At 64.6% G+C, this 17,037-nt stretch carries 17 protein-coding genes; 2 read left to right on the forward strand and 15 right to left on the reverse strand.

The window, feature by feature from the left end:
* Positions 1-40: 40 nt before the first annotated feature.
* From CIT39_RS19810 to rpoZ, 13 genes are all read right to left on the reverse strand, one after another.
* Entirely contained in the window at positions 41-1,585 is a 1,545-nt protein-coding gene (locus tag CIT39_RS19810; RefSeq protein ID WP_094977568.1) for a GMC family oxidoreductase, read from the reverse strand.
* Positions 1,586-1,589: 4 nt separating this feature from the next.
* On the reverse strand, positions 1,590-3,140 hold the full coding sequence (locus CIT39_RS19815) for an ABC transporter substrate-binding protein (protein WP_094977567.1): 1,551 nt from the start codon (positions 3,138-3,140) through the stop codon (positions 1,590-1,592).
* A gap of 218 nt (positions 3,141-3,358) precedes the next feature.
* Complete coding sequence (gene parC / locus CIT39_RS19820; RefSeq protein WP_094977566.1) at positions 3,359-5,617, reverse strand: DNA topoisomerase IV subunit A; 2,259 nt, start codon at positions 5,615-5,617, stop codon at positions 3,359-3,361.
* A gap of 61 nt (positions 5,618-5,678) precedes the next feature.
* On the reverse strand, positions 5,679-5,966 hold the full coding sequence (locus CIT39_RS19825) for a hypothetical protein (protein ID WP_094977565.1): 288 nt from the start codon (positions 5,964-5,966) through the stop codon (positions 5,679-5,681).
* 101 nt (positions 5,967-6,067) lie between these two features.
* Entirely contained in the window at positions 6,068-6,820 is a 753-nt protein-coding gene (recO, locus tag CIT39_RS19830) for a DNA repair protein RecO (RefSeq protein WP_094977564.1), read from the reverse strand.
* A gap of 127 nt (positions 6,821-6,947) precedes the next feature.
* Complete coding sequence (locus CIT39_RS19835) at positions 6,948-7,328, reverse strand: hypothetical protein (RefSeq protein WP_094977563.1); 381 nt, start codon at positions 7,326-7,328, stop codon at positions 6,948-6,950.
* A 21-nt stretch (positions 7,329-7,349) separates the two neighbouring features.
* Complete coding sequence (gene era, locus CIT39_RS19840) at positions 7,350-8,276, reverse strand: GTPase Era (protein ID WP_094977562.1); 927 nt, start codon at positions 8,274-8,276, stop codon at positions 7,350-7,352.
* Positions 8,266-9,120: a ribonuclease III gene (gene rnc / locus CIT39_RS19845; RefSeq protein WP_094977561.1), complete on the reverse strand. Its 855-nt coding sequence runs from the start codon at positions 9,118-9,120 to the stop codon at positions 8,266-8,268. Before rnc ends, era begins: the two co-directional genes overlap by 11 nt.
* Positions 9,117-9,881: a signal peptidase I gene (gene lepB, locus CIT39_RS19850; RefSeq protein WP_094891858.1), complete on the reverse strand. Its 765-nt coding sequence runs from the start codon at positions 9,879-9,881 to the stop codon at positions 9,117-9,119. The genes rnc and lepB overlap by 4 nt, the downstream gene beginning before the upstream one ends.
* Before the next feature lie 250 nt (positions 9,882-10,131).
* Positions 10,132-10,551, reverse strand: a complete 420-nt coding sequence (gene acpS, locus CIT39_RS19855; RefSeq protein WP_094977560.1) for a holo-ACP synthase — start codon at positions 10,549-10,551, stop codon at positions 10,132-10,134.
* Positions 10,548-11,300, reverse strand: a complete 753-nt coding sequence (locus tag CIT39_RS19860; protein ID WP_094977860.1) for a pyridoxine 5'-phosphate synthase — start codon at positions 11,298-11,300, stop codon at positions 10,548-10,550. The genes acpS and CIT39_RS19860 overlap by 4 nt, the downstream gene beginning before the upstream one ends.
* Before the next feature lie 111 nt (positions 11,301-11,411).
* Positions 11,412-13,697 carry a RelA/SpoT family protein gene (locus CIT39_RS19865; RefSeq protein ID WP_094977559.1) on the reverse strand — a complete coding sequence of 762 codons (2,286 nt, stop codon included), beginning with the start codon at positions 13,695-13,697 and terminating at the stop codon, positions 11,412-11,414.
* Positions 13,698-13,903: 206 nt separating this feature from the next.
* The gene (gene rpoZ / locus CIT39_RS19870) at positions 13,904-14,296 is read right to left on the reverse strand and encodes a DNA-directed RNA polymerase subunit omega (RefSeq protein ID WP_008133017.1); all 393 of its coding nucleotides are present in this window, start codon (positions 14,294-14,296) and stop codon (positions 13,904-13,906) included.
* Positions 14,297-14,626: 330 nt separating this feature from the next.
* On the opposite strand from rpoZ, the gene CIT39_RS19875 reads away from it, so the two are divergent.
* On the forward strand, positions 14,627-15,274 hold the full coding sequence (locus tag CIT39_RS19875) for a LabA-like NYN domain-containing protein (protein WP_094977558.1): 648 nt from the start codon (positions 14,627-14,629) through the stop codon (positions 15,272-15,274).
* Positions 15,255-15,929: a uracil-DNA glycosylase gene (locus CIT39_RS19880; RefSeq protein WP_094977557.1), complete on the forward strand. Its 675-nt coding sequence runs from the start codon at positions 15,255-15,257 to the stop codon at positions 15,927-15,929. The genes CIT39_RS19875 and CIT39_RS19880 overlap by 20 nt, the downstream gene beginning before the upstream one ends.
* Here the strand turns inward: CIT39_RS19880 and CIT39_RS19885 are convergent.
* On the reverse strand, positions 15,926-16,507 hold the full coding sequence (locus tag CIT39_RS19885; RefSeq protein ID WP_094977556.1) for a peroxiredoxin: 582 nt from the start codon (positions 16,505-16,507) through the stop codon (positions 15,926-15,928). The two genes, CIT39_RS19880 and CIT39_RS19885, sit on opposite strands and share 4 nt — an antisense overlap.
* Before the next feature lie 4 nt (positions 16,508-16,511).
* Positions 16,512-16,985, reverse strand: a complete 474-nt coding sequence (gene smpB / locus CIT39_RS19890; protein ID WP_094977555.1) for an SsrA-binding protein SmpB — start codon at positions 16,983-16,985, stop codon at positions 16,512-16,514.
* Between the last annotated feature and the right edge of the window lie 52 nt (positions 16,986-17,037).

Below are 17,037 nucleotides of genomic sequence, written 5' to 3' on the forward strand. Positions count from 1 at the left end.
CCGCGAGAAGGCATACTCTCGCCTGCTGTTTGAAAGGTGGCTACTTCATCATCATCCGCGCGATCGCCTCCCCGATCACCACCGTGGTGAAATGCGTGTTAGCCCGACAATCCGACGGCATGATCGAAGCGTCGGCGACACGCAAGCCGGAGATGCCCTTCACCGTACCGTCCGGATTGACCACTCCGTCGGCATCGCCAACGCTGGTCATGCGGCAGCTGCCGGCGGCGTGCTGGATGTCGCCGGTCTCACGGCGCAGCACCGCATCGAGCTCATGATCCGGCAGCGCGGCGGCCTGCGGCAAGGTCAGATCGGTGTCGGCAAGCCTGATCCAGTCCGCGATGCCCGAGAGTGCCGGCTGGGATGTGATCACGGCGAGCCGCCTCACCGCGTCGATCATGCGCAGCATGTCGCGCGGATCGGCCAGCATGTTCTCCTCGACAACAGGATCAATCGTAGGGTCTGCCGAGGCGAGCTTGAGCGTGCCTCGCGAGTAGGCGTTGAACAAGCCCGCGCCGATCGCGCCCGGCACGCCGATGCCGCGATGGTTGAAAGCGATCAGGATCATGTCGCGCTTGCCGCCGTCCGCAAGGCCCGAGGAATAGGTCACGCAGCAATTGGTGTGGCGGGTGTCCGGATCGGTCGGCCGCAGATTTTCGCGGAGCTGGATCGTGGCGCGAAACAGCGGATGGTCGAAATAGTGGCGGCCGACCGGCAGGTCGCGCGCGACGCCAATTCCCATCGCCTTCAGCTCCTCCGCCGGGCCAATGCCCGAGCGCAGCAGGATCGCCGGGCTGTGGATGGCGCCGGCGCAGAGCACGATCTGGCGCGCGCTGATCTCCTGGGTGCCCTGCCCTTCGACATGAACACGGACGCCAGTTGCCCGGCCGTCGCTGATCAAGACTCGATCGACCAGCGCATGGCCACGGATCTCCAGATTGGCGCGCCCGCGCGCGGGCTCCAGATAACCCTCATTGGTGCTGATGCGGCGCAAGTCGCGGCTGTTGATGGGATAGCAGGCGACGCCCTCGCCGTCAGGACCGTTGACGTCATCGCACCCGGGATAGCCGCTCGCCAGCGCCGCATCGCGCAAGCCGCGATCGATCGGGCCCCAAGTCTCGAGCGACGCGCGATAGACCGGCAGTGGCCCGCCGCGGCCATGGCCCTCGCCGTCGCCGAACTCAAAATCGTCCTCGATCACCGAGAACAGGGGCATCACGTCCTTCGCCGACCAGCCGGTGCAGCCATTGGCCGCCCATTCGTCGAACGCGTCGGCAACGCCGCGGATGGCGATCTGACCGTTCATCATCGAGCTTCCGCCGAGCCCCTTGCCGCGCCAGTAGAAGCGCGGCTCCTGCCCGGCCACCCGGCGCGACAAGAGATCGGGCCACTGCCATTTCTCCTGGTACTCGCGCTTGTGGATGATCGGGATCGGATTCGGCGTCCTGACCTCCCACGGCGCTTCATCGGCGCGCCAGTCGAGACCTGCTTCGAGCAGCAGGACACGTCGTGCAGGATCCTCGGAGAGCCGTGCCGCAACAGCGGCGCCGGCAGAGCCGCCGCCGACAACAATGACATCGTACATCGCGTTACTTCTCAACGTTCCAGAACACCGGGATGGCGGACGGTATCAGACCACGCAGGGTGGCGCGATAGGCAGCCGGCTGCGCAAATTGTCCCCACGGGATCGCGGGGGTCTGATCGTACATCACACTCTGGATCTCCCCGGCGATTTTCTTGCGGTCCTCCTCGGCCGGCGCCTTGGCGAAGGCTTCCAGCAGCGGTGTGATGCGCTGATCGCATTGCCAACCGCTGAAGTCGGCACAATTGAAGGCGACCATGACGTTGGTCAGCGGCGAGCCGAGGTCAAAACCGCCGGCGTGAACGCCATACACGCTCCAGCCCTCCTTCTTGGCGCGGCGCGCCAGCACGCTGGCCCAGTCCATCACCTGGAGATCGACGTTGAAGCCGGCGGCCTTCAGCCGCTCGGCCAGCACCTGCGCCGAGACGCGAGGGGCTTCGAGATCGTTGGCCTCCATGACGACGACGGGCTCGCCGGCATATTTGGTCGCCTTCAGCGCGGCCTTCGCCGCTTCGATCGACGGCTTGGCGGCCGCGTCCGTGCCGGCCTTGCTCTCGTAGGTGGTGCCGCAGGTGAAGTATGTCGCGCAAGGCGTCGCGTATTTCGCATCGAGGCCGAGCGCATCCAGCACCTCGCGCTGGTCGACCAGCTTCCACAGCACGCGCCGGATGGCGGGATCGTCGAACGGTTTTGACGCGGCGTTGAGGCGATAGGCGCCTGCGAACATGTTGCCGCCGGTGAAATTCACAAGCTTGACGCGCGAATTCTTCTCCAGCGTCGGCAGCAGGTCGAACGGTGCGTATTGCATGAAGTCGATTTCGCCGGCCTGCAGCGCGGAGGCTGCGGTCGCACCGTCAGGAATGACGCGGATCTCCAGCGTGTCGACGTTGACGCGCTTGCCGCCGGCGAGGAAGTCGGCGGGCTCAGAGCGCGGCACATAGTCGGCGAACTTCTTCAGGATCATGCGATCGCCGGTGCGGTGATCGGCCTTGCTGTAGACGAACGGGCCGGAGCCGACGATCTCGGTGATGCGCTGGTCGCCGGGTGTTTTCGCGATGCGCTCGGGCATCATGAAGGCGACGGGGCTGACGGGATTGCCGAGCGCGTCGATGACGAGGCCGGAGGGCTCCTTCAACGTCAGCACGAAGGTCTTCGCATCGGTCGGCTCGAGCGAGGCCGTGATCGCAAAGATGCGGCGGCCAAGCGCGCTGCGGGTGCCCCAGCGGCGCAACGAGGCCACGCAATCGGCGGCGGTGACCGGCTGACCATCGTGCCATTTCAGGCCGTCACGCAACGTGAAGCTGTAGGTCAATCCATCCGGAGAGACCTTCCAGTCCTGCACCATCTGCGGCTTGACGTCGCCCTTGGAGTCTTTCGCGAACAGCGTGTCGAACACCATGTAGCCAAACGTGCGCGTAATATAGGCGGTCGAGAAGTGCGGATCGAGCGTGACGATCTCCGCCTCGAGCACAGCGACGAGATTGCCTGCGGCATGCGCAGGTGCCGCAACGATCGCGAGCCCAAGCAACGCCGGAATGAAAGCCTTCAATTTGAACATTGGTGTGGTTTCGCCTTTTGACTGAAACGTTCGCAGTCGCCAGGAAAAAGCAATGTTCGTGCCCACGCGGCGGGGCAACGTATGCGCCCACGACTATCTGCCGCGCGTTTGCGGAGATGCGCACTTAGAGTTGGAGAGCGCGGCTCCCGCATCCCGTGGGTCCCGGCTCTGCGCAGCAACGCAAAGAGCGTTGTAGCGCGTCCGGGACAAGAAGGCGCCTACCCGATCACCCGGCCGAACTTGTTCGACTTCGGGAATCCCTTCGGCGGCAGGCGGCCGGCGTCGGCGCGGGTGCCCTTCCACTCCGCGAGCTCCTTCGTGGTCGCGCTGAATTCGCGGCCGGCGGAATCCTTCCAGGTCAGGCCGGCCTTCGCCTCGAACACGGCAATGTCGGAGAGACCGCCATCCTTGTATTTCTGCAAACGAACGCCGCGGCCGCGCGCCATCTCCGGCACCTGGTCGAGCGGGAAGATCAGCATCTTGCGGTTCTCGCCGATGACCGCGACGGTGTCACCGAGCACTTCGGTAACCACGCGCGCCTCGTTCGGCATGTCGACGTTGAGGACCTGCTTGCCCTTCTTGGTGGTGCCGACGCAATCGTCCTCGTTGACCACGAAACCCTGGCCCTCGTGGCTCGCGACCAGGAATTTGCGTCCGCCCTTGTTGACGAACAGCGCGACGGGCGCCGCCTCCTGTTCGAGGTCGATGAACAGGCGGATCGGCTCGCCGTGGCCGCGGCCGCCCGGCAGCTTGGCGACGTCGAGCGAGTAGAACTTGCCATTGGTGGCGAACAGCAGCAGCTTCGAGGTCGTCTCGGCGAAGAACGCAAAGCCGAGCTTGTCGTCCTGCTTGAAGGCCAGCCCCGAGAGATCCTCGACATGGCCCTTCATGGTGCGGATCCAGCCCTTGTCGGAGACCACGACCGTCACCGGCTCGCGTTCGACGAAGGCCTCCTCGATCGCGGCGAGATCGTGCTCGGGCGCGTCGGCAAAAGTGGTGCGGCGCTTGCCGAGCGGCGTCTTCGGTCCAAACATGTCGCGGACCTTGCCGACCTGCTCGCCGACCTTCTTCCATTGCTCGGGCTCGGAGGCCAGCAGCCCCTCGAGGCCCTTCAGCTCCTTGCGCAGATCCTTTTCCTCGGTGCGGATCTCCATTTCCTCGAGCTTGCGCAAGGAGCGAAGCCGCATGTTGAGGATGGCTTCGGCCTGCACCTCGGTGAGCTTGAACGCCTTGATCAGCGCCGGCTTCGGCTCGTCCTCGTTGCGGATGATCCGGATCACCTCGTCGATGTTGAGATAGGCGATCAACAGGCCGCCGAGAATCTCGAGCCGGCGCTCGATCTCGGCCTTGCGATGATTGCTGCGGCGGATCAGGACGTCGCGCAGATGGTCGAGCCATTCGCGAAGACACTCGGCCAGGCCCACCACCTTGGGGACGCGGCCCTTGATCAGAACGTTGAGGTTCAGCGGAATCTTGTTTTCGAGCTCGGTGAGACGGAACAGCGATTCCATCATCAAGGCGGGATCGACGTTCTTCGATTTCGGCTCGATGACGATGCGGACGTCTTCGGCCGATTCGTCCCTGATGTCGCCGACCAGCGGCAGTTTCTTCTGGTCGAGCAGCTCGGCGACCTTCTCGATCAGTCGCGACTTCTGCACCAGGAAGGGAATCTCGGTGACGACGACGACCCAGGCGCCTCGCGCGCCCTCCTCCTGCTCCCACCGCGCGCGGACGCGGAACGAGCCACGGCCGGTGGTGTAGGCCTCGGCAATGGACTGCTTGGAATCGACGCAGATGCCGCCGGTCGGGAAATCGGGGCCCTTGACCCACCTCATCAGCGCCTTGGACTTGGCGTCGGGCTTCTCGATCAGGTGCAGCGCGGCTTCGCAGAGCTCTGCCGCGTTGTGCGGCGGGATCGAGGTCGCCATGCCGACCGCGATGCCCTGCGCGCCATTGGCGAGCAGGTTCGGGAAGCCGCCGGGCAGCACGATCGGCTCCTTCGACTGGCCGTCGTAATTGGGGCGGAACTCGACGCCGTCCTCGTCGATGCCTTCGAGCAGAAGCCGCGCGACGTCGGTCATGCGCGCTTCGGTGTAGCGGTAGGCGGCGGGATTATCGCCGTCGATATTGCCGAAATTGCCCTGGCCGTCGACCAGCGGATAGCGCGAGGAGAAGTCCTGCGCGAGGCGGACCATGGCATCGTAGATCGCCTGGTCGCCGTGCGGATGGAACGAGCCCATTACGTCGCCGACGATCTTGGCGGATTTTTTGAACGCGGTGCCGGGGTCGAGCCTGAGCAGGCGCATGCCGTAGAGGATGCGGCGGTGAACCGGCTTCAGGCCGTCGCGCGCGTCGGGCAGCGCGCGGTGCATGATGGTGGAGAGCGCATAGGCGAGATAGCGCTCCTCGAGCGCTTCACGCAGCGGCACCTCGTGAATTTCGGCCGGTTCTTCCGGCGGAACGATTCGTTTTCCCATGCCGCCCGGTTAAACCGTGGAAGCGAATCGGGCAAGGATGGATTGGTTCCCTGTGGGCGGCCTAATGGCCTGCCCAGCCGGCTGTCACAGGCTGGGTGGTCTGGCCCTTTTGGGCCTGTGTGGTGGTCGGAGCATTGGTCAGGCAGCGCCGGGCGACCTCGATCTCGGCCTCCGTCGCGCCCTTCGACCGCGCCCATGTCTCTGCGGCCGCAGCGGAATATTTGGCCACATAGTACCGGACGACCGTGCAGGATGCCCGGCGAAACACGCCGGGTTGCGGCTCGCCGGCGATGGCATCAGGCGCAAACGCGAGCAGCGCCGCAGACAAGGCGAATCCCCTGATCAACATTTGGGCTATCCCCGTGGTGGAACCTGAGGGGCCAAGTCCATTGAACCCGATTTCGTTCCGGGGAACTCCATGTCGAGGGACAAGGCAGAGTCCCGCTTGGCTCATGGCGCGGAAATTGCGGCTCTGGCCTGCTGTCGCGTCAGCGCGTTGATGAAGCCGGCCCGCGCGTCGGAATGGACCTGCCCGCGCGGCTCCAGCACATGGCGCAGCAGGAACAGGCCGGTGAGTCGAAAGCCATCCTGGAGATCCTCGTCGGTAAGCTCCCCCTGCACCTCGCCCTGGCGTAGAAAAGGCGGCAGGCGCAACAGGCGGTCGCGCCACGGCTCGCCCGCGCCGCGCGACACCGCGCCGCCGGATTTCGGCGAGACGTAGATCAGGTCCGTGGGCTCGCCGGTCACCGCGCAATTCTCCAGCGCCAGCCCGAAGCCGAGCTCGCCGAGCATCGCCAGCTCGAAATGGATGACGTGCACGGCGGCGCTGCCGATGTCGTCGAAATCATCGAGCGAATGCTGGAGCTGCGTGAATATCTCCTCATGCGGATCGCGCTCTGGCAGGAGGCGTGCAATCGAGGCGAGATGGGTGACGCCGTAGACGCCGTGGGACGATCCCAGCAACGTGGCCGCGCGCAGCTTCAAGCCCTCGATCGCGTAGGTGCCGAGATGCTCGTCGAGCCGCGCCCGCCAGACAACGCTGACGCTGTTCCCCGGCTGCAGCAAGGGCCGCATCCGCGAGCCGGCGCCGCCGCGCACGAGGCCGAGGTGGCGGCCGTGCCCGCGCGTCAAGAGCTCGACGATGGCGCTGGATTCGCCATGCCGCCGCACGCCCAGCACGATGCCTTCGTCGGTCCATTCCATGGAAGGAATCTTATCGCATTTCGAGCTGTCGTAGGGTGGGCAAAGCGAAGCGTGCCCACGCATTTTTTGCGACCATGGTGAGATGGTGGGCACGGCGCGCAAGAGCGCGCCTTTGCCCACCCAAACGTCACGCGTTGAACCAGCCCTGGGCGTCGCCAGTGAAAGAGAAATACAATCCCATCGTCGTCAGCACGCAGGAAACGATCTCGATGGCGCTGTCGAGCTCCATGCCCTTCTCCCCGATGATTTGGCCGAGCGAGATCACCGACAGCACGAGCGCTGCCGCCAGCACCCAGCGCGGCCAGTTCTTGCGCCCATGCGCGGCGAGCCGGACGAAATAGACCAGGAGCAGGATCATGCCGCCGGCAAGCAAGGTCCCCGTCATGATCATCTGCTCGGTCAGCTCGGCGCTGGGCGTGCGGTCCTGCACAGCAACGGACAAGGCGTCCAGCATCAACGATGCATAAAGCAGCGCTTCGAAGCGCCGGACATTGCTGGGCACGCTCATCGGATACCGATCTGTTCTTGGTTATTCTCTCGGAAAGTCCAGGCCCATCTCGCGGTAGCGATCGGGATCGTCGCCCCAGTTCTCGCGCACCTTGACGAACAGGAACAGGTGGACCGGCACGTCCAGGATCTGCATCAATTCCTTGCGCGAGTCCGCTCCGATCGACTTGATGGTGGCGCCGCCCTTGCCGAGCACGATCTTGCGCTGGCTTTCGCGCTCGACGAAGATCGTCTGCTCGATCCGCACCGACTTGTCCTTGCGCTCCTCCCACTTCTCGGTCTCGACCGTGGACTGGTAGGGCAATTCCTGGTGCAGCTTCTGATAGATTTTTTCGCGCGTGATCTCGGCCGCGAGCTGCCGCATCGGCGCGTCCGACATCTGGTCCTCGGGGTAAAGGAACGGACCTGCCGGCACCATCTCGGACAGCGTCTTGCGGAGGTCGTCGACGCCGTCGCCCGAGATCGCCGCGATCATGAAGGTCCGTGCGAACTTCATACGCTCGTTGGCGGCCTGCGCCAGCGCCAGCAGCTTCTCGCGCTGGACCAGATCGACCTTGTTGATGACGAGGATCTTCTCGTGGTTGACGCTGGCCGCCTTGGTGAGGATCGCCTCGGCCTCCTCGTCGATCCCTGTTTTGGCGTCGAGCAGCACGCAGACGAGATCGGCGTCATGCGCCCCGCTCCAGGCGGTCGAGACCATGGCCCGGTCGAGCCTCCGCTTCGGCAGGAAGATACCGGGCGTATCGACCAGAATGATCTGCGCGTTGTTCTCGATGACGATGCCGCGGATCAGCGCGCGCGTGGTCTGCACCTTGCGCGAGACGATCGTGACCTTGGCCCCGACCAGCGCATTGACCAGCGTGGACTTGCCGACATTCGGCGCGCCGATCAGCGCAACGAAACCGCAGCGCGTCGCAGGGGGCGTCTCGCCGCTTGCTTCAGCCGTCATTGCTGCCGCCAACACCTTCTCGTTCGATCATCACTGAAGCTGCCACCTTCTCTGCCGCGCGCTTGCTGCCGCCGATGCCTTCGGCCGGCGCGAGCCCCGGCAGGTCCACCGCGACGCGGAATTGCGGATCATGATGCGGGCCGGTGCGCTCGACCTCGCGGTAAACCGGCGTCGGCAGTCCCTTGCCCTGCGCCCATTCCTGCAGCACGGTCTTGGGATCGCGCAAGGGACGGCGCGGCTTGTGCATGCGCTCGGTCCAGTTGCGCTTGACGAATTCGGACGCCGCCGCGTAGCCGCCGTCGAGGAAGACGGCGCCGATCACGGCCTCGCAGATGTCGCCGAGGATGGACTTGCGCAGGCGCGCGTCGGCGCTGGAGCCGACCGAGCCGAGCTTGATGTCGTCGAGCAGACCGAGCGACTTGGCGACGTCGGCGCAGCTTTCCTTGCGCACGAGCTCGGCAAGTCGCTTGGACAGCTCGCCCTCATCGGCGTTCGGGAACGCATGATAGAGCATGTCGGAGACGACCAGCCCGAGCACGTGGTCGCCGAGGAATTCCAGGCGCTGATAGCTGTCGCCGCGCTTGCGCCCGGACTTCAGCGCCGAGACATGCGTGATCGCCTGCATCAGCATGTTGGGGTCGGCGAAGCTGTGGCCGATGCGCGCCTCGAGCGCCGCGTTCGCATCGGTGGCAGCCTTGGCCTTGCTGCTCCGCGTCCGCTTCTTCTTCGCGGGCGCCTTGCCTGCAGCAGCCTTGGTTGCAAGGCTCTTGGTCGCAGCTTCGCCGTCGAGGCCCGCTTGTGCCTCGATCGGTTCGGTTGCGATGTCCTTGGCTTCGTCTTTCATCGGACGATTTTGAAGAAGCGATTCCAGCGCACCGCCCACGGCCAGCGCCAGAACATCCAGGCATGCTCGCCTTCGCCGATGGAGAAGAAGATCATCTGCGCGCGGCCGATCAGATTCTCCTGCGGAACATAGCCGACCTGGCCGAGGAAGCGGCTGTCGGTGGAGTTGTCGCGGTTGTCGCCCATCATGAAGAAATGGCCCGATGGCACGGTGTAGACGTTGGTGTTGTCGACGTAACCGTTGTCGGCGCAGTCGAGCGTCTCGTAGGACACGCCGTTCGGCAACGTCTCCTTCCAGCGCTTCACCCGGGAGATGCCGCCGCCTTCCGAACCGCAGGGCTCCTCGCCGACATATTCGCTCATCCGCTGCCGCTCGACCGGCGTGTCGTTGATGTAGAGCAGCCCGTCCCGCATCTGGATGCGGTCGCCGGGAAGGCCGATCACGCGCTTGATGTAATCGGTGGAATCGTCTTTCGGCAGCCGAAACACGACGATGTCGCCGCGGGCAGGATCCGAGCCCCAGATCCGCCCGGAGAACAGCGGCGGCGAGAACGGAATCGAATAGTGGCTGTAGCCGTAGGAATATTTCGAGACGAACAGATAGTCGCCGACCAGCAGCGTCGCCTTCATCGAGCCGGACGGGATGTTGAAGGGCTGGAACAGGAAGGTGCGGATCACAAGCGCGATCAGGAGAGCGTGGATCACGACCCGGATCGTTTCGCCGATGCCGCTCTCAGTTTTTGTTCCCGAAGTCACGCTCATTGCTCTCTCAATTCCGGCCGGCGATCACAGAGCGCCCTCCTCCCGCGAACGGCCCATCGGTTCGCGGCCCAAGGAGATTGTCCTGATTCTGATAGTGAGGGCCAATTCCGGCGTAAAGCCGAATTAACCCAAGCTGATTTGCGTCCGCGGACTTTTAGACGGTTGTCGGAGGCCACGCAATCAAGGATCGCATCAAAACTGCATAAGACACTGATTTATAACACAAATCATAAAACCGCCGCGAGCCGTCTCAGGGTTTCCGCAGCGGGACGGCAGAAATGATGACGAAGGCCTGCGCCAGGGGCCAGTCGTCGGTGATCGACAGGTCGATCCGCGCCTCGAACCCCTCCGGGGTCAGGGCCTGGAGCCGGGCCAGCGCCCCGCCGGTCAACTGCATGGTCGGCCGCCCGCCTGGCAGGTTGACCACCCCCATGTCGCGCCACCAGACGCCGCGCCGGATCCCGGTGCCGAGCGCCTTGGAGCAGGCCTCCTTGGCGGCGAAACGCTTGGCATAGGTCGCCACCACCATCTTCTCGTTCTTGGCCCGCCGCTCCGCCTTGGCCCGCTCGGCCGTTGTGAAGATGCGGTCGAGGAAACGCTCGCCATGGCGCTCGATCACCTTCGCCACGCGGGTGATGTCGATCAGGTCGGAGCCGATGCCGATGATCATGCCCGGCTCCGGCCTCGGTCCATTGCCGCGCGCATGCTGCGCACCGTCTCGGCGAGACCGACGAACAGCGCTTCGCCGATCATGTAATAGCCGATGTTGAGCTCCATGATGTCAGGCAGCGCTGCGATCGTCTCCGCCGTCTCGTAGTCGAGCCCGTGGCCGGCATGGACCTCGAGCCCGGCGGCCTTGGCCAGCTTCACGCCCGCCACGATCCGCTGCCATTCGCCCGCGGCCTTTTCGGTGTGACCGTCGACCACAGCGTCGCACCAGGCGCCGGTGTGGATCTCGATCACCGGCGCGCGCAACCGCGCGGCCATTTCGATCTGGGCGGGATCGGCAGCGATGAACAGCGAGACCCGGATGCCGGCATCGGTCAACCGCGCGATGTAGGGCGCGAGCGGATTGTGCTGACCGACCACATCGAGCCCGCCCTCGGTGGTCACCTCCTGCCGGCGCTCCGGCACCAGGCACACCGCGTGCGGCTTGGTGGCGAGCGAGATGCGCATCATGTCGTCGGTCGCCGCCATCTCGAAATTGAGCGGCTTGGAGATCTCGGCCTTCAGCCGCGCCATGTCCTCATCGCGGATGTGGCGGCGATCCTCGCGCAGATGCGCGGTGATGCCGTCGGCACCGGCTTCGATCGCCAGCAGCGCCGCGCGCACCGGATCGGGATGGCGGCCGCCGCGCGCGTTACGCACGGTTGCGACGTGATCGATATTGACGCCGAGGCGAAGCTTCGAAGCGGGCATTTCAGGACTCACGACGGTGACATTTCTCAACTTGTCATGCGCGGGCTCGACCCGCGCATCCATCCTCTTCGAAGAGATGGGTCGCCGGGTCAAGCCCGGCAACGACCAGCATCATCCATTAACACGTTCGACTTTGGCGACGACCGCCTTGGCGCGCAACTGGGCCAGGATCGCGCTCAAATGTTTCAGATCGTAGACTTCGAGATCGATCGTCGTTTCCGTGAAATCCGGCGAGCGGCGCTGCATGCTGATGTTGTCGATGTTGCCGTCGTGCTCGGCGATCACAGTCGCGATCTGGGCCAGCGCGCCGGGCTCGTTGACGTTCTCGACCCGGATGCGGGCGGGGAAGCGCTGCGGCGCGGAGTCCTCGATGTCCCAGCGGACGTCGAGCCAGCGCTCGGGCTCCTCCTCGAAATCCTTCAGCGCCGGCGCCTGGATCGGGTAGATCGTGATGCCCTCGCCCGGCGTGACGATGCCGACGATGCGGTCGCCGGGCACGGCGCCGCCGTTGGGGGCGAACTTCACCGGCAGGTCGGAATTGATGCCGCGAATCGGGATCGCGACCGGACTGCGCGGCGGCTCCGACGACTTCTCCTTGAGCTTGGCGGCGAGCCCCTTCTTGACGCCGTAGCGCGCGATGCGCTCCTCCTTGTAGTCGGGATACATCGCCCGCGCGACATGGGAGGCCTTGATCTCGCCGCGCCCCACGGCCGCCATCACGTCCTCGATCGAGGTGCGTGCGAGCCGCGGCAGCGCGCCCTTGAGCTTGTCGTCGGCATATTCGATCTTGGCGCGCTCGAACAGGCGCTCCACGATGCGCCGGCCGAGCCCGGCATATTGATCGCGCACGGCCGTGCGCGTGGCGCGGCGGATCGCGGCGCGCGCCTTGCCGGTGACCGCAAGCGTCTCCCAGGCCGAAGGCGGCGCCGATTGCGCTTCCGAGGTCAGCACCTCGACCTCGTCGCCGTTCTGAAGCTCCGAGGACAGCGGCGCGAACTGGCCGTTGATCTTGCAGCCCACCGCGCTGTTGCCGACGTCAGTGTGAACGGCATAGGCGAAGTCGATCACGTTGGCATGGCGCGGCAGCGCGATCAGCTTGCCCTTGGGAGTGAAGCAGAACACCTGGTCGTGGAACAGCTCGAGCTTGGTGTGCTCGAGGAATTCCTCGGGGTTGGCGCTCTCCGAGAGGATGCCGATGGTGTGGCGCAGCCAGGCGAACGCATTGGACTCGCGCTTGAGGAATTCGGTCGGCGACCCCACGCCCTCCTTGTAGAACACGTGCGCGGCGATGCCGCGCTCGGCGATCTGGTCCATCGCCTCGGTGCGGATCTGCAACTCGACGCGCTGGTTGCCGGGGCCGATCACCGTGGTGTGGATCGAGCGGTAGTCGTTCTGCTTCGGCGTCGAGATATAGTCCTTGAAGCGCCCCGGCACGACGGGCCAAGTGGTGTGGACGATGCCGAGCGCGCGGTAGCAGGCCTCGATATCGTTGACGACGAGACGAAAGCCGAAGATGTCGGACAATTGCTCGAAGCCGACCGACTTGCGCTCCATCTTGGTCCAGATCGAAAACGGCTTCTTGCGGCGGCCATAGACCCGCGCGCCCAAGCCCCGGTGGCGCAGATTGTTGGAGAGCTGGTCCTCGATCTCGCCGATCAGATTGCGGTTGCGTTCGGCCAGCGCGTCGAGGCGCTGCATCACCACCGAATAGGCCTCGGGATCGAGGGTGCGGAAGGACAGATCCTCCAGCTCCTCGCGCATCTCCTGCATGCCCATGCGCCCCGCCAGCGGCGCATAGATGTCGAGCGTCTCCTCGGCAATGCGCCTGCGCGATTCCGGCGGCACGAAATCCAGCGTGCGCATGTTGTGCAGGCGGTCGGCGAGCTTGACCAGAAGCACACGGACATCGTCGGCAATGGCCAGCAACAATTTGCGAAGGTTCTCGGCCTGCTTGGCCTCCCGCGACACCAGCTCGAGCCGCTTCAGCTTGGTCAGGCCCTCGACCAGGGCGCCGATCTCGGGCCCGAAGATCTGGTCGATCTCGGCCCGCGTCGCTTCGGTGTCCTCGATGGTGTCGTGGAGCAGCGCGGCCACGATGGTGGCGTCGTCGAGCTTCAGGTCAGTGAGAATCGCCGCCACTTCGAGCGGGTGCGAGAAATACGGATCGCCCGAGGCGCGGGTCTGCGAGCCATGCGCCTTCATGGCGTAGACATAGGCGCGGTTCAGCAGGTCTTCGTCGGTGTTGGGATTGTAGGACCTGACACGCTCGACGAGGTCATATTGACGCATCATTCGCGCGCGGGGCTTGGCCGGGCGCGCGACCGGCGCAGTCGGGGCCGCGGCAACCGATTCGGTTGCGGCCTGCATCTGCATGAATCTGCGGCGCCGATATACCATCCCCGTCCTGCCTTCAAACGAGCCCCAGCCTGCCCGTCGTATACATCTTAGCTCCGATCGCGCCTGTGTCCGATCAATTCGGTGACAGGACACATCGCCAACCGCAACGTTATGGTAACCACCAAAACGTCAACAAAAGCAAAGGCCCGAACAATGGTTCGGGCCTTTGACGGGATCACAGGACATCAACGATCGCGACGGACGATTTACTCGTCTTCCTCGGGCTGCTCCTCGGGCGGCGCAAGGCCTTCGAGGCCCTTCAGGAGCTCCTCTTCGGTCATGCGCTCGACGGCGACTTCGGTATCGTCCGCATCGACGCTCGCACCTGCGGAACCAATCAGCGGCACCGTATCCGGCTCGGGCTCGTCGACCTCGACGAACTTCTGGAGCGAGTGCACCAACTCCTCGCGGAGGTCCTCGGGCGAAATCGTCGTGTCAGCAATTTCGCGCAAAGACACAACAGGGTTCTTGTCGTTATCGCGGTCAACCGTTAGTTGTGATCCGGACGAAATCATGCGGGCACGGTGGGCGGCCAGCAGGACCAGGTCAAACCGGTTGTCGACCTTGTCGATACAATCTTCTACGGTGACGCGAGCCATGAACTGTCGCTCCGTTGTGGGTGGGACGAAATATGTGGATGATTGGCGCTAGTTATAGGGGCCGGGGCGATTTCGCAAGGCCAATTTGTGATTTGGCCTCGCCAAACGGCTCTGCTACCCCCACATTGGGGCTGGAATGGGTGGTGTCCCGGGCTGCCATCGAGGGCGGCGCCGGGTGTATGCATGTCCGTCATAACTATACCTTGTTTGCCCCGACTTCTCCGGATTTGCGGTTTCGACGGGTCTCGGCGGCACTCTGGAAATGCGCGGCAATGCTGCCGCCGCGCCAACAATAAAACATCAATCACGAACGCTACGCGAGCAAACTGAATGTCACCTTCCTCTACCGACAAGATCGCGCTCTTCATCGACGGAGCCAATCTCTACGCAACGGCGAAAACTCTGGGCTTCGACATCGACTACAAGCGCCTGCTGAAGGAGTTTCAGAGCCGCGGAACGCTGCTTCGGGCGTTCTACTACACCGCGATCATCGAGGATCAGGAGTACTCCTCGATCCGCCCGCTGATCGACTGGCTGGATTACAACGGCTACACCGTCGTGACCAAGGCGACCAAGGAGTTCATCGACGCCTCCGGCCGCCGTAAGGTCAAGGGCAACATGGACATCGAGCTCGCCGTGGACGCCATGGAGCTTGCCGAGCACATCGACCAGATGGTGCTGTTCTCCGGTGACGGCGACTTCCGCTCCCTGGTCGAGGCCGTGCAGCGCCGCGGGGTGCGGGTCACGGTGATCTCCACCATCGCCAGCCAGCCGCCGATGATCGCCGACGAGCTGCGCCGGCAGGCCGACGTCTTCACCGATCTCGTCGAGCTGCAATCCAAGCTCGGCCGCGATCCGTCCGAACGCCCCGCCCCGCGTGACCGCGGCGAGCGTGGTGAGGGACGCCACCACGCCCCGCAATTCCTCCAGCGCGCAACCACGATGGCGCCGAGGGGCGATGACGACTTCGAGGAGTGAGGCGGCCCGGTCAAGCCGCCAGTCTCCCAACGTCGTTCCCGACCGCGATTGTCCGCTCTGTCCGCGCCTGGTCGCCTTTCGCGAGGCGAACCGGGCGCGCGAGCCGTTATGGCACAATGCGCCCGTTGCGCCCTTCGGCGACATCAAAGCCCGCCTGTTGATCGTCGGCCTCGCGCCGGGGATGCAGGGCGCCAACCGCACGGGGCGGCCGTTCACCGGCGATTACGCCGGTGACCTGCTCTACGCCACGCTGCTCGAATATGGCTTTGCCAAGGGCACCTATCAGGCGCGTCCCGATGACGGCCTGAAGCTGGTCGACTGCCGGATCGCCAACGCAGTGCATTGCGTTCCGCCGCAGAACAAGCCGCTGCCGGTCGAGATCAACACCTGCCGGCAGTTCCTCGTCGCGAATCTCGCAACGATGCCAAAGCTGCGCGCGATCATCGCGCTCGGGCGGATTGCGCACGACAGCGTGCTCAAGCCGCTGAACCTGAAGGCCTCGCAGGCCCCCTTCAGCCACGGCGCCGTGCATCAGGCCGGCGCGTTCAAGCTTTACGACAGCTATCACTGCTCGCGCTACAACACGAACACCCGCGTGCTGACGCCGGACATGTTCCGCTCGGTGTTCGCGAAGGTGAAGGCGGATCTGGATTAGGCGCGGACCGGATTGGCCTTCAGCCAGTCGAGCACGTCGCCGGCGTTCCGGTCCGGCGGGAACACCGGATACAGAACGTGGATGATGCGGGCGTCGTCGACGATCAGCGCGAGACGCTTGATCAGCGTGAGATCAGCGACCTCCATGGTCGGCAGCTTCAGGGCGCGCGTCAGCGCCAGCTTCTCGTCCGACAGCACGGGGAACGGCAGATGCAGCCGCGACGCCATCTCGGTCTGGTAGGCGTTGCTCTGCGTCGAAAGACCGAACACCTGGGCCGCGCCGGCGGCCTTCAGCTCGGCGAACAGGTCGCGAAACGCGCAAGTCTGCGGCGTGCAACCGCGCGCGCCCGGGATCATGTCCCAATCGTCGACCAACGCAATCTTGCCGGGTTCGCCGGTGCGGGGATATGCGAACACCACGGTCCGGCCACGCATCGACGACAGCGTCACCGAGGTGTCGTCTGTCGCAAGCAGGCCGATTGGCGGCAGCGTCATGCCGACCAGATGCGCGGCGGCGCCGTCGTCTTCAGGTGCGGGGATCTGGCTCCAATCGACCTCGAGCAGGTTGCGCTGGTTCATCTCGCTATCCTCTCGCCCGCATCAGGCGGCCCTTCTCCCGGCTCCAGTCGCGCTTCTTCTCGGTCTCGCGCTTGTCGTGCAGCTTCTTGCCCTTTGCAACCGCCAGCTGCAGTTTGGCGCGACCACGCTCGTTGAAGTAGAGCTTGAGCGGGATCAGCGTCATGCCCTCGCGGTCGACGGCGCCCATCAGCTTGTTGATCTGCTTGCGATGCAGCAGCAGCTTTCGCGGCCGCTTGGGCTCGTGATTGAAGCGGTTGCCCTGGAGATATTCGGGAATGGTGGCGTTGATCAGCCAGATCTCGCCGTTCTTCGAGTCGGCGTAGGATTCCGCGATCGTGCTCTTGCCGTTGCGGATCGACTTGATCTCGGTGCCGGTCAGCGCAATCCCCGCTTCGATCGTATCCTCGATCGCATAGTTGAAGCGGGCCTTGCGATTCTCCGCCATGACCTTGATCGGACGTTCGTTCTTATCAGCCATGGCGGTGAGACCTGAGCGCGATGCGCAGCGATGCTAACAGTTTGGATGAAGC

Source organism: Bradyrhizobium symbiodeficiens (genome assembly GCF_002266465.3).
GTDB classification, from domain to species: Bacteria; Pseudomonadota; Alphaproteobacteria; order Rhizobiales; family Xanthobacteraceae; genus Bradyrhizobium; species Bradyrhizobium symbiodeficiens.